Below are 14444 nucleotides of genomic sequence, written 5' to 3' on the forward strand. Positions count from 1 at the left end.
ATTCACATTAAAAGGTAGATGCATTATGACCGAACTTAATGAAAAATTGGCCAAAGCATGGCAAGGTTTTACCCAAGGTGATTGGCAGAAAGAAGTCAACGTTCGTGACTTCATCCAGAAAAACTACACGCCTTATGAAGGCGATGAATCCTTCCTTGCCGGCTCTACCGAAGCGACCGACAAGTTGTGGGCGAAAGTTATGGAAGGTATCAAACTGGAAAACCGCACTCATGCGCCAGTTGATTTCGATACCGACGTCGTCGCGACCATCACTTCCCATGATGCGGGTTATATTGATAAAGATCTGGAAACCATCGTTGGTTTGCAGACTGAAAAACCATTGAAACGTGCGCTGATCCCATTCGGCGGCATTAAAATGGTCGAAGGCTCTTGCAAAGTTTATGGTCGTGAACTTGACCCACAACTGAAAAAAGTCTTCACCGATTACCGCAAGACACACAACCAAGGTGTGTTTGACGTTTATACCAAAGACATCCTGAACTGCCGTAAATCTGGTGTACTGACTGGTTTGCCAGATGCTTATGGTCGTGGCCGTATCATCGGTGACTATCGTCGCGTAGCCGTTTACGGTATCGACTACCTGATGAAAGACAAACTGGCTCAGTTCAACTCTCTACAGGATGACCTGGAAAACGGTAAAGACCTGGAAATGACTATCCAGCTGCGCGAAGAAATTGCTGAACAGCATCGTGCTCTGGGTCAAATCAAAGAAATGGCAGCCAAATATGGTTGCGATATCTCAGGTCCAGCGACTAACGCTAAAGAAGCAGTACAGTGGACTTACTTCGGCTACCTGGCTGCGGTTAAATCTCAGAACGGTGCTGCCATGTCCTTCGGCCGCGTGTCTACTTTCCTTGACGTTTACATCGAACGTGACATGAAAGAAGGCAAACTGACCGAAATCGAAGCGCAGGAATTGATTGACCATTTGGTGATGAAACTGCGTATGGTTCGCTTCTTGCGTACCCCTGAGTATGATGAGCTGTTCTCTGGTGACCCAATCTGGGCAACTGAATCACTAGCAGGTATGGGCGTTGATGGCCGTACTCTGGTGACTAAAACCAGCTTCCGCTTCTTGAACACCCTGTACACCATGGGGCCGTCTCCAGAGCCGAACATGACCATTCTGTGGTCTGAAAAGCTGCCACTGAACTTCAAAAAATATGCAGCTAAAGTGTCTATCGATACTTCATCTGTACAGTATGAAAACGATGACCTGATGCGCCCTGACTTCAACAACGATGACTATGCTATCGCTTGTTGTGTTAGCCCAATGATTGTCGGTAAACAAATGCAGTTCTTTGGTGCGCGTGCCAACCTGGCGAAAACCATGTTGTATGCAATCAATGGCGGCGTTGATGAAAAAATGAAGATCCAGGTTGGCCCGAAAGAAGCGCCAATGATGGATGAAGTGCTGGACTATGACAAAGTCATGGAACGCATGGATCACTTTATGGATTGGCTGGCTAAACAATACGTTACCTCGCTGAACATCATTCACTACATGCACGACAAGTACAGCTATGAAGCTGCGCTGATGGCTCTGCATGACCGTGATGTTTACCGTACTATGGCGTGTGGTATCGCAGGTCTGTCTGTTGCTGCTGACTCCCTGTCTGCTATCAAATATGCCAAAGTAAGCACCATTCGTGATGCTGATGGCCTGGCTATCGACTTCAACATCGAAGGCGAGTATCCACAATTTGGTAACAACGACTCACGTGTTGATGACATCGCCTGTGATCTGGTTGAGCGCTTCATGAAGAAAATTCAGAAGCTGCGTACTTACCGTGGTGCAGTAGCCACTCAGTCTGTACTGACCATTACCTCTAACGTGGTTTATGGTAAGAAAACCGGTAACACCCCAGATGGCCGTCGCGCTGGTGCTCCATTCGGTCCAGGTGCTAACCCAATGCACGGTCGTGACCAGAAAGGTGCTGTTGCCTCTCTGACTTCTGTTGCTAAACTGCCGTTTGCTTACGCGAAAGATGGTATTTCTTATACCTTCTCTATCGTGCCAAATGCACTGGGTAAAGACGACGAAGTTCGTAAAGCTAACCTGGCAGGTCTGATGGATGGTTACTTCCATCACGAAGCGTCCATCGAAGGTGGTCAACACCTGAACGTGAACGTAATGAACCGTGAAATGCTGTTAGACGCGATGGAAAACCCGGAAAAATATCCGCAGTTAACTATCCGTGTCTCTGGTTACGCTGTTCGTTTCAATGCGCTGACTAAAGAACAGCAGCAGGATGTGATTACTCGTACATTCACTCAGTCAATATAAGTTCTAACTAAAATAGATTAAACTAAAAGGCTCCACCTTAGTGGGGCCTTTATTTATCCAGTATTGGAGTAACCTGCAATGTCCGTACTTGGCCGCATTCACTCATTCGAATCCTGTGGCACCGTTGACGGCCCGGGTATTCGATTTATCGTGTTCTTCCAAGGCTGCTTAATGCGCTGCCTGTATTGCCATAACCGTGATACCTGGGATACCCACGGCGGTAAAGAAGTTACTGTCGATGAATTGGTCAAAGAAGCCGTGACTTATCGTCACTTTATGAATGCTTCTGGTGGCGGTGTGACTGCCTCCGGTGGCGAAGCTATCTTGCAAGCAGAATTTGTTCGTGATTGGTTCCGTGCTTGTCATGAAGAAGGTATTCATACTTGCCTGGACACTAACGGTTTTGTACGTCGCTATGATCCAGTGATTGATGAACTATTAGACGCCACAGATTTAGTCATGCTGGATTTAAAACAGATGGATGACAGCGTGCATCAAAATCTGGTCGGTGTGTCCAATCACCGAACGCTGGAATTTGCCCGCTACTTAGCAAAACGTAATCAGAAAACCTGGGTTCGTTATGTGGTGGTTCCGGGTTGGTCAGATGACGACAAATCAGCCCATATGCTGGGTGAGTTTACTCAGAACATGACCAATATCGAGAAAATCGAATTGTTGCCTTACCACGAATTGGGTAAGCACAAATGGATTGCCATGGGTGAAGAGTACAAATTGGATGGGGTAAAACCCCCGACCAAAGAAATTATGGACCGTGTGAAGGGTATTCTGGAAAGTTATGGTCACAAAGTGATCTATTAATACCCATCAATAACACGCTGATTTTTAATCATGCCGCCATGCAAGGTTTACCCCACTGGCGGCATTTTTTTAGCGGTTATACTGCCGCGTAAGGTGTTTTTTGCTGATCGGGTTTGCGCAGCAACATCATTAAATACACCAAAGCCACACCCGCAATCATGATGAACAAAAGATTGTCTGAATAGCGCTGCATTAGCAATGAAGTCATCGTCGGCCCAGTCAGGCTACCAATGGTATAACTCATCAAGAGCGCCTGATTCATTGCGACCAACTCATCAGCACTGGCCTTTTCACAGGCCCAGGCCATGGCAACCGGGTATAGAGTAAAACCGGCGCATCCCAAAATAAACAATGCCGGAGCAAGCGCATAGTTACCCAAAACCGCCACGCTGCCGAGAATCACAACAAACACCTGAATGCGCAGCACTAACAAGCGGCCATAGCGGTCTGCCATTTTACCAATTGGCCACTGCCCAATAATCCCTGAACTGACCAGCAGTGCCATCCACCACCCGACACTGGCATCACTCATCCCTTGATGGGATAAATACAACGGCAGCAACCCATAGAGCGAACCTAATAACACACCGGAGATAATGCAGCCATTAATCCCCAAACGTGCGCTACGGCGCTTTAGCATCGGCCAAACCGCAATATGGGGTAACTCGCCGCTCCCTTGATGCGAGAAATGCGCAAATAGCAGCGGTAGCATGGCAGTAATGACCAACGCACTGACCCACGGGATAACATTAAGCAGTTGAGTCGAGACAACGCCTAAGAGTAATTGCCCAGTGACAGTACCCAGATAGTAGATCATCATGTAAGCCGCCAGTAGTTGGCCACGGTTGGTTACCGTACCACTACGCAGTAGCGCACTTTCGACTATGACCCAAATTAATGCACACGCCACACCGGCAAAAAAGCGCCACCCCAGCCAGCTCCAAAAATCAACCGACAGCATCAACCCACAAGTCGCCAGCGCGAATAAAATGCAGGAGTAATGATAACTGCGATTAAAGCCCAATTGCTGGATAAACCGCCCGGCAATCAATGTCCCGACCAGGTTCCCGCTAAAATATGACGAGCTAACCATCCCCACTTGCCAGGTCGACAATTGTTGATGAGATAACCATAAGGGAACTAATGTATTCAAAACCGCGATAGAAATCGTAAACAGCAAAAGCCCACAGAGCAAAAGCAGCACCGGGCGAGAATATGCGGACATAATAAGACAGAGGCCGTCGGGACAAGGGAAGTGAGCGCATCATGCCACTGGTGATAAAAAAGTCAATTACATCACGAGAGTGGATAGCACGATATGTTGTTGGATAAATCTCTGCGCCCTTAATCCCGGGTATTCGCTGATAATCGCAAAAAGAAAAAGCCCCCAAGGGGGCTTTATAACTGCCTGATAACTAAGCGAGATAAATTGACTCGCGGCTATTAGCCAATAAATTCTAAACCGCCCATGTACGGGCGTAACACTTCAGGCACCTGAATACGGCCATCAGCCTGCTGGTAGTTTTCCAGCACTGCGACCAAGGTACGCCCAACCGCCAGACCAGAACCATTCAGGGTATGAACCAGACGGGTTTTTCTGTCAGTTTTGTTACGGCAACGCGCTTGCATACGGCGCGCCTGGAAATCCCACATGTTGGAACATGAGGAGATTTCGCGGTAAGTATTCTGCGCCGGCAGCCACACTTCCAGATCGTAAGTTTTGCTGGAGCCAAAGCCCATATCGCCGGTACACAACAGGACTTTACGGTATGGCAACTCCAGCAATTGCAGCACTTTCTCTGCATGGCCGGTTAGCTCTTCCAGAGCCGCCATTGAATCTTCCGGGCGTGTTATCTGCACCATCTCAACTTTGTCGAACTGATGCATACGGATCAAACCGCGGGTATCACGACCATAAGAACCCGCTTCCGAACGGAAACAAGGTGTATGTGCCGTCATTTTCAATGGCAGGGAATCTTCTTCCAGAATCTCATCACGCACCAGGTTGGTCACTGGCACTTCCGCCGTTGGAATCAATGCATAGGTGCTGGTGTCAGATTCTTCTTCCAATGGTTTGGTATGGAAAAGGTCACCACCGAACTTAGGCAATTGGCCAGTCCCATAAAGGGTCGCATGGTTAACTAAATAAGGAACGTAAGTTTCCAGATAGCCGTGTTTTTCAGTGTGTAGATCGAGCATAAACTGTGCCAATGCGCGGTGCATCCGGGCAATTTGCCCTTTCATCACCACAAAACGCGCGCCAGTCAGCTTCACCGCTGCTGCAAAATCAAGCCCACCGGCCATTTCACCGAGGGAAACGTGATCCCTTACCTCAAAGTCATACTGGCGAGGTTCACCCCAACGGCTGACTTCAAGATTATCGTTTTCATCTTTACCCACTGGAACAGAATCATCCGGCAAGTTAGGAATAGACAACGCCAGATCGCGGATTTCGTCTTGCAACTTGTCCAACTCGGCTTTCGCTGCATCCAACTTTTCACCCAAGACATTGACTTCCAAACGTAATGGTTCAATATCTTCGCCACGCGCCTTGGCCGCGCCAATCAGTTTCGATCGGGAGTTACGTTCTGCTTGCAGACTTTCTGTTTCAACCTGTAAAACTTTGCGGCGCTCTTCTTGTTGGCGCAACGTATCAACATCAAGTTTAAAACCTCTGCGAGCCAGTCTTTCGGCGACTGCGTCTAGCTCATTGCGCAGCATATTGGGATCGAGCATGCTAGTCCTGTGCTTGTAGTTATGGTTATACCCTTGAACTGGAATTGCAGTGTTGTTAGCAATGCCATGATTTGGGGTATAAAGGGTTATTGAAAAGAATTTAACGACGTAAGTAGCATAAACAGCCGCTTAGCCGTTCTATATAGCGCTAACCTTACCGCAACAGCAAGGCTAGCGGTAGCGTTTTATCGGGCTATTTTGATCCTGCTCAGCCAGCCATGCCAGCTTTTCACCAATTTTGCCTTCCAGACCTCGGGATGACGGTAAATAGTAGCGGGTTGTGGCCATTTCTGGCGGGAAATAGTTCTCACCGGCAGCATAAGCATGTTGTTCATCATGGGCATAACGGTATTCAGCCCCTAACCCCATTTCTTTCATGAGTTTGGTTGGCGCATTACGCAGATGTTCCGGCACATCAAAATCAGGTTTATCACGCGCATCCTGCATGGCGGCTTTAAACGCCGTGTAAACCGCATTACTTTTCGGCGCACAAGCCAAATAAACAATCGCCTGAGCAATCGCTCGCTCACCTTCCGCCGGACCAACACGGGTAAAACAGTCCCATGCTGATATAGCCACTTGCATTGCGCGAGGATCGGCATTACCGATATCTTCCGATGCAATGGCTAATAAACGCCGAGCCACATAGAGCGGATCACCGCCTGCCGTGATAATTCGCGCATACCAATACAAGGCGGCATCGGGCGCGGACCCACGAATAGACTTATGGACTGCCGAGATAAGGTCATAATAACGATCGCCTTTATTATCAAAGCGCGCACTACGTTCGCCAGACACCTCTTTCAGTAAGTCAGGGGTCAATACCCGCACCCCATTGGCATCTATTTCTGCCATATCTGCCATCATTTCAAGGCTATTCAAGGCCCGGCGCGCATCGCCTCCCACCAATTCAGACATCATACGGCGAGTTTCATCTGGCAGTTTTATATTCTGCCCACCATAGCCTCGACTGCTGTCTGACATGGCTTGCTCAATAACTTTTTCAATATCGGCAGCGGTGAGAGCTTTCAGCAAATAGACCCTAGCTCTGGAGAGCAACGCCGAATTCAGTTCAAATGACGGGTTTTCTGTCGTGGCGCCAATAAAGGTGATGGTACCATCTTCAATATGAGGTAAAAACGCATCTTGCTGACTTTTATTGAAACGATGGACTTCATCGACAAATAAAATTGTCCGCCGACCTGCATCACGATTTTGCCGCGCGCGCTCAATCGCTTCGCGAATCTCTTTAATGCCAGAGGTCACCGCTGAAATACGTTCGACATCCGCCTGACCATAGCGGCCAATAATTTCTGCCAAAGTAGTTTTGCCGGTCCCCGGCGGCCCCCAGAGGATCATCGAGTGTAATTGTCCAGCAACGATCGCCCGCGGTAACGGTTTACCCGGTGCCAGCAAATGCTGCTGACCAATATATTGTTCCAACGTCAAAGGCCGCATCCGCGCGGCCAATGGCTGAAATTCATTCTGGGAAAAATCGAGGGACATATTACTCACACTGACCTCACTGCCGCTGGTCGTCCAGCGTCACACCTTTTGGTAGGGTAAATTTAAATTTACTGGCATCCGCAGAGCTATTTTGCTGACCTTTCAGCGTATAAGCACTGCGCTGCCCATCTTGCTCAATCGCAGTAAAGCTTTTGATAGTGCCCGTTGGCGTTACCGTGATAGCAAATTGCTTCAAATTGCCACTGGCGCTTTTCGGCGTAAGTTCAAAATCATCACCTTTCTGCTTCACATTATACTGTTTCCAGTCATCCGGGTTATTGCGAGTAATCAGCATAAATGGCGTATTACCTGTGGCATTTTTCAACCAGGTCGCTGTGGCCTGTTCAACAAACGGGTTATAGAACCACAGTGTTTCACCATCAGAAATCAAGACACTCTCGTCAGGGGAGGTCATATGCCAGTTAAACAAATTTGGCCGTTTCACCCATAGCTCCCCCTCACCCTCTTGCACTGCTGTACCCTCTGAGCTGGTCACTTTTTGCGAGAAGTTAGCGTGGAAACTGTTTACCTTGCTCAGGCGTCCTTGTAAGTCGGAGCTGGCATCTGCCAGCGCGTGAGCTGAAATTAAACCCGATAACAGACAGCAAGCAACAAGCAGTTTTTTCATTATTCTAAGTACCTTATAAAATTCATTGCGCCCTAATCGGGCCACCACAAAGGCGAATTCAGTGAGCGAGTTATATTGTCACTCTATGTGCCGTTTAAGTCTATGACTGGTAAGCTGAATGCATACCATAAACCTGACCACTTTAGCTGAAGTATTTCCGTTTCGTTAGCATATTATTCTGATAAATCTGAGGTTTACGCTTCTTTGCATAAGGGCCGCAAAGCGGCCCTGTCTATGTTAACTACCTCAAAACAAGATATTACTCGTGTGGAGGCGGAGCCAAGACTTCACGATTCCCGTTATGGCCGGGCGTACTGACAATCTGCTGGGCTTCCATCTGCTCAATAATCCGTGCCGCACGGTTATAGCCGATACGGAATTGGCGCTGTACCCCGGAGATAGACGCACGGCGCTTCTCCAGGACAAAGTTCACCGCTTGGTCAAACAGTGGGTCCAATTCTTCGTCGCTATCCAAGCCAAGGCTACCGCCTTCACCATCCTCACTACCACTGAGAATGCTCTCAATGTATTGAGGACGACCACGAGCTTTCCAATCATTAACCACCGCGTGCACTTCCTGATCGCGGACAAAAGCGCCGTGAACACGTACCGGAATTGAGGAATTAGGTGCCATATACAGCATATCCCCCATCCCCAGTAGCGATTCTGCACCACCTTGATCAAGGATAGTTCGCGAATCTATCTTGCTGGAAACCGTAAATGCGATGCGGGTCGGAATGTTGGCTTTAATGAGGCCTGTAATCACATCCACAGACGGGCGCTGAGTTGCCAAGACTAAATGAATCCCAGCAGCTCGGGCTTTTTGCGCCAAACGCGCAATTAGCTCTTCAACTTTCTTGCCCACTGTCATCATCAGGTCAGCAAATTCATCCACCATCACCACGATATAAGGCAATTTCACCAACATTGGCGGTGAAATATCCATACTATCAGAGGGTTTCCAGAATGGATCGGGGATTGGACGCCCCATCGCTTCAGCTTGAGCCACTCGCTCGTTATATCCAGCAAGGTTACGCACACCCAATGCAGACATCAGCTTATAGCGCCGTTCCATTTCGCCGACACACCACCGCAATGCATTCGCCGCATCTTTCATATCAGTAACCACTTCGGTTAACAGATGAGGGATCCCCTCATACACTGACAGCTCCAGCATTTTCGGGTCAATCATGATAAAGCGCACATCTTCTGGCGTGGCTTTATACAAGATGCTGAGGATCATGGCGTTAACGCCCACCGATTTACCGGAACCGGTGGTACCAGCCACCAGTAAATGAGGCATTTTAGCCAGATCGGCTACCACCGGTTGCCCAGCAATATCCTTACCCAACACAATAGCTAATGGCGACGGATTATCTCGGAATTTGGCACAATCGAGGACTTCGCGTAAATAAACGGTCTGACGATGTTTATTGGGTAGTTCAAGCCCGACATAAGGCTTACCTGGAATCACTTCCACCACACGCACGGCAATAGCCGAAAGAGATCGAGCCAAATCGCGAGAAAGATTAGAAATGCGCGAAGCTTTGACACCTGGTGCTAAATCAAGCTCAAAGCGGGTAATGACCGGCCCCGGAGATATACCCACGACCTCTGCTTTCACCCGATAATCACCTAACCGCGCTTCGACTAAACGCGCCATTTGCTCCAGAGCAAACATATCAACCGGTTCCTCCTCCGCTGGCGGAGAAGAAAGAAGATCCAACGTCGGCAATGGTGTTGTCGGTTTGACCAAAGGCTGATCATTGCGCATCAAGAAGGGGTGAATCAAACTGTCCATCGCCGGAGTTGGCTGCACTGGTGAAACTGGCGGTACTGCTGTCGGAGTTGGTTGCACCGGTGCTGATTGGCCAGAATACACTTGATGAGTTTGATTGACTCCTGACGGCTGATAGGCCGAGACCTGTTCAGTATGCTCTGGTACAGAAGTACCTTTCACTGTTGCTGGCTGCGCGGCGTCGTCAACATACGGAGACAGCGTAAACAGAGGCTCACGTGGGCTTTCATCGACCAGATCTGCAACCGGTGAGAATGTAAAGGCACTACGGGTATCTACGGGTTGCGTTTCCTCAACAAAAGCATGTTTATATTCGCTAGCGTCAAGATTTTCATCGTCCGGAGAACCATAACGATGTTGCTGTTGCGCTGCAAAGGCTTGTCGTAATGCCGCCTCTTGCAAAGCCTGTTCATCTTCTGGCTCTGCCGCAGAGAAAGTATTCCCCCCCGCATCGGCTGATTGTCCGTAACGCTCTGATTGTTGGTCAGCAAAAGCTTGACGCAAGATTGCCTGCTGTAATGCATCATCTTCAGAGGCAACCTCCGCTGTAAATAACGTTTCAGCAACTTGAGGAGCTTGTGCTTCTTGCTCTCGCTGTTCCTGCTCCGCCATACGCTGAGACGGTAATTTGATACCGTAGGAAGCGAGTTCACGCCGTGTCGGGATCCGAACAGGATTAGGCCTTGGTAACTCAGGCCCTATGCCCTGTTTAACCTGTAAACTGCTATCACTGGTAGCGGTAAATGCGGGCATAAACGTGGCGGCAGCCGCACTTGCCGCGACTACTCCTATCGTAGACGCAGGGCGACTTGGCGACCCCATCGGGGCCAGACCATCAATATCTGTGCCCATTCCAGGGTTCATATAAGGTGTACTTTCTACCTGATCGCTATGGCGCTGCGCCGCTGAAAAATCAAAGGGAGAATGGCTAGCGGGTGTTGCTGGTTTGTCCCATGAACCCAGTTGAGGCTCAGGCCTTTCAACCGACGGTGCAACACGTGTTGGCGCAGGAGACGTCGCTTCTTGTGGAATTTCAAAAGAATAGAGCGGCGGCGTTGCGGCCATATTATCAACCATCGGCACTGTACTGTGGCTGATAACGGGTTCGGACGGAGGACCCGCAGGAGATAACACTGACGGCTCATCATTATCTGTTGCACGTAATGTACTCAATAATGGGTCATCGCCATCTTTGGTTTCAGCAACTGCTGCACTAGCCAATGTTGCCCCATCCAATATCGAGCTAACAGGTGCATCTGTTACGGATGGTGCCGAGAACAATACATCGTCATCCGCATGGGCGGAGTTTGCCGCCAGCGCTGTAGCCGCTGTTACACCCACAACCGATTTATTCGGCGTAACGCCTTTATCTTGCTCAGCAGTCATCGCCCCATCAACTTGGTAATCGTCATCTTCATCGTCATAATGTTCTTCACGACGTGAACGATTAGTCATAAATGTCAACGATCCTAAGACTACTCCACCAATTTTTTCAGCAATAACCAACCATGACCACCCCGTAAAGAGTGTCAGGCCCACAGCCCAGATACAGAGCAATGTCAGGGTTGCCCCCACACCGTTGAACCATGGCAACATGGCATTACTGAATAGACTGCCGATCACCCCGCCAGAGGCGAAATAGTAAAGATCGTCAATATTTAATGCAGCCAAACCACATGAGGTTAAAATCAGGGCTAATGTGCCTATCAACCGCAATGAGAGTGCAAAGTAATCGACATGCTCACTGGCATCACGCTGGCGAAATGCAGCCCAGCACAACATCACCATAATGGCGGGAATTGCATAAGCCAAGACGCCGAAAGTGAAGAACAATGTATCGGCCATCCAGGCGCCAACACTTCCACCAAGATTATGGATCGGCTCATGCCATGAAGTTTGCGACCAACTCGGGTCTGAAGGGTTGAAACTGAGCAGCGCGGCCATTAGGAAGGCTGCCAAAATCGTTACCACAATCAAAACAGCCTCAAGCAAACGGCGCCCATTGCTGAGTTTTTTCAAAGTAACTTCTTTATCTTCTGTATATTCCTGGCTCAAGAAAGGCTCTCCAGGTTCCTGTTAACTAGTATGAGTAGCAACGCCGAGAACCCTCCCGGCGTTGAAACTGTATGAATAAACAGGAGTGTAACCAAATTACTCAGGTTTTGCACCTGCCTGTTTACCGCGTTTTAATAACAAGGCGGTTACTCTGCTTCACTTCTTCCATGACAACATAAGTGCGGGTGTCGTTGACTCCCGGTAGGCGAAGCAAGGTCTCACCGAGTAATGTACGGTAAGCAGACATGTCAGGTACACGAGTTTTCAACAAATAGTCGAAATCACCGGAAACCAGGTGACACTCTTGAATTTCCTCAAGATTTTTTACAGCGGTATTAAATTGCTCAAACACATCCGGAGCGCCACGATTCAGAGTAATCTCAACGATAACCAGCAGTGATGCATCCAAATACTGTGGATTAAGCAGTGCAGTATAGCCATGAATGAAGCCCTGACGCTCTAAGCGGCGAACCCGTTCCAGACATGGTGTTGGTGACAACCCTACTCGTTTTGAAAGCTCAACGTTAGAGATACGCCCATCCTTTTGTAATTCATTCAGGATGTTACGATCTATACGATCAAGCTCTTTCCCCGGGCGTTTTTTGTTATCTATCATCTTATAATCTCTCTTAATTTCCTTGAGTCTGCGACATGCTCTCATTAACTATGAATTTTGAGCTTGCTACAGACACGACCCGCAGCCTGTTTTATGCAAATATATCAACACGTTGTTATCTCACACCCTGTCTGTCTAACTGTATGCGAGGTACTCGATGATTATTAGCGTTGAGGAAGAGATAGCGCATCACGAACAACAACAGAAACTCCCCCCTGCAGTTATCCGAGAACATACTCCACATGCCATCCAGCATTAATCGAAAACATTCCAGGGTTTTCGCTTGGTATCACTGACACCAAATCTGAAATTATGGCGCGCAGATAATTTCTTCTTCCTATGATGTTTTCGCAAATGCACAGCCGATTGTCAAAGTAAAAGAAGTTAAATCAGTACAACATGCCATAATTAAAAATCAAGAACGCTTATCTTCGCTATTTTTTCATCCTAAATTTGCTATAAAATGATGCAAAATAACGTGCCAAAAATTGTTGATATTTCTTTAACCATCGCCCTGCAAGCCACATTCTTTATGGGGTCAAAGATTTTTAAGACTGTTCTACTTGCAACGTAGAAAGGAATTTCTATCTCTTTTGCACTCTGCTCGACTTCGTTTTGCCCCTAACTGCTGGTTCTTGATACATTTAGTTCGTTAAATAGGCATTACCTATCAAACAAATCGCTAACAACATTTTTGTCTGCTTTTTTTAATGCTCGAACTTCCCTACAATCGTTAACATTGTCCGCCATTGTGGGAAAGAGGTATTCATGAGCACCGCAAAACATAGCAAATTGATTATTTTGGGTTCTGGTCCTGCGGGTTATACCGCAGCAGTTTATGCGGCACGTGCCAACCTGAGTCCTGTATTGATTACCGGAATGGAAAAAGGCGGTCAATTGACCACCACCACCGATGTCGAAAACTGGCCGGGTGATCCAGAAGGTCTCACCGGCCCGGCGCTGATGGAACGGATGCATGCACATGCAGAAAAATTCCAAACAGAAATTCTGTTCGACCACATCAATAAAGTCGACTTACAGAACCGTCCATTCCGCCTATTTGGTGATGGTGCTGAATACACTTGCGATGCACTGATCATTGCAACTGGCGCATCTGCACGTTATCTCGGGATGGAATCAGAAGAAGCATTCAAGGGCAAAGGGGTTTCCGCCTGTGCAACTTGTGATGGTTTCTTCTATCGTAACCAAAAAGTTGCCGTGGTCGGCGGTGGCAATACTGCCGTTGAAGAAGCGCTGTATCTGGCAAATATTGCCGAGGAAGTTCACCTGATTCACCGCAGGGATAGCTTCCGCTCAGAAAAAATCCTGATCGACCGTCTGATGGAAAAAGTGAAGAACGGCAATATTGTGCTCCATACTGATCGCACTTTGGATGAAGTGCTGGGGGACAATATGGGCGTCACTGGCGTACGTCTGAAGTCCACCAAAAACAGCGAAACTGAAGAGTTAGCGGTAGCCGGTGTATTCATTGCTATTGGTCATAGCCCTAACACCGCCATTTTTGGTGATCAATTAGCACTGGAAAATGGTTATATTAAAGTGCAGTCCGGTATTCAGGGCAATGCAACACAAACCTCAATTCCTGGTGTGTTTGCTGCGGGTGATGTTATGGATCATATCTATCGCCAGGCAATCACCTCCGCTGGCACCGGCTGTATGGCCGCGCTGGATGCAGAACGCTATCTGGATGGATTAGTTAACGACAAATAATCCATATCAAAACTTCACCTAATACCGACGGGCAGCTAACAGATACGTGAGCCGCCCGTTTTTAATTTCTGTTGGCCCTTTATTTGGTATATCGGCATGTCAATGAAAAACAGCAAATTATAGATATCGACTAATGCGGCGACTATCACAAGCATTATGGTTTCCCCTCATGGCTTGACGCGGTAATATTGCCCCTCGCTGGTTTGCCATCTTCAAAGGTGACAAATATTTTTTGAAGCTTTCCCGT

At 48.1% G+C, this 14444-nt stretch carries 9 protein-coding genes; 3 read left to right on the top strand and 6 right to left on the bottom strand.

Going from position 1 to position 14444, the window contains the following annotated elements; genetic code table 11:
- Positions 1–25: 25 nt before the first annotated feature.
- Both pflB and pflA read left to right on the top strand, forming a co-directional pair.
- Positions 26–2308, top strand: a complete 2283-nt coding sequence (gene pflB, locus OVO64_RS01535; RefSeq protein ID WP_038632089.1) for a formate C-acetyltransferase — start codon at positions 26–28, stop codon at positions 2306–2308.
- Positions 2309–2386: 78 nt separating this feature from the next.
- Positions 2387–3127, top strand: a complete 741-nt coding sequence (gene pflA / locus OVO64_RS01540; protein ID WP_038632086.1) for a pyruvate formate lyase 1-activating protein — start codon at positions 2387–2389, stop codon at positions 3125–3127.
- Between the two features lie 76 nt (positions 3128–3203).
- Here pflA and OVO64_RS01545 read toward each other — a convergent pair whose 3' ends face one another.
- The 6 genes from OVO64_RS01545 to lrp all read right to left on the bottom strand — a co-directional run bounded on the left by OVO64_RS01545 (position 3204) and on the right by lrp (position 12466).
- Positions 3204–4352: an MFS transporter gene (locus OVO64_RS01545; protein WP_038632084.1), complete on the bottom strand. Its 1149-nt coding sequence runs from the start codon at positions 4350–4352 to the stop codon at positions 3204–3206.
- 218 nt (positions 4353–4570) lie between these two features.
- Positions 4571–5863: a serine--tRNA ligase gene (gene serS, locus OVO64_RS01550; RefSeq protein WP_038632081.1), complete on the bottom strand. Its 1293-nt coding sequence runs from the start codon at positions 5861–5863 to the stop codon at positions 4571–4573.
- A 171-nt stretch (positions 5864–6034) separates the two neighbouring features.
- Positions 6035–7378, bottom strand: coding sequence for a replication-associated recombination protein A (locus tag OVO64_RS01555; RefSeq protein WP_038632079.1), 1344 nt, complete (start codon positions 7376–7378; stop codon positions 6035–6037).
- A gap of 7 nt (positions 7379–7385) precedes the next feature.
- Entirely contained in the window at positions 7386–7997 is a 612-nt protein-coding gene (gene lolA / locus OVO64_RS01560; RefSeq protein WP_038632078.1) for an outer membrane lipoprotein chaperone LolA, read from the bottom strand.
- A 259-nt stretch (positions 7998–8256) separates the two neighbouring features.
- Entirely contained in the window at positions 8257–11850 is a 3594-nt protein-coding gene (locus tag OVO64_RS01565) for a DNA translocase FtsK 4TM domain-containing protein (protein ID WP_267248541.1), read from the bottom strand.
- A 121-nt stretch (positions 11851–11971) separates the two neighbouring features.
- Complete coding sequence (gene lrp / locus OVO64_RS01570; protein WP_038632074.1) at positions 11972–12466, bottom strand: leucine-responsive transcriptional regulator Lrp; 495 nt, start codon at positions 12464–12466, stop codon at positions 11972–11974.
- A 768-nt stretch (positions 12467–13234) separates the two neighbouring features.
- Here lrp and trxB point away from each other — a divergent pair.
- Positions 13235–14197 carry a thioredoxin-disulfide reductase gene (trxB, locus tag OVO64_RS01575; RefSeq protein WP_038632072.1) on the top strand — a complete coding sequence of 321 codons (963 nt, stop codon included), beginning with the start codon at positions 13235–13237 and terminating at the stop codon, positions 14195–14197.
- Positions 14198–14444: the final 247 nt, after the last annotated feature.

Origin of the sequence: Yersinia sp. Marseille-Q5920, assembly GCF_946902935.1 — a bacterium.
Classification (GTDB): domain Bacteria; phylum Pseudomonadota; class Gammaproteobacteria; order Enterobacterales; family Enterobacteriaceae; genus Yersinia; species Yersinia rochesterensis.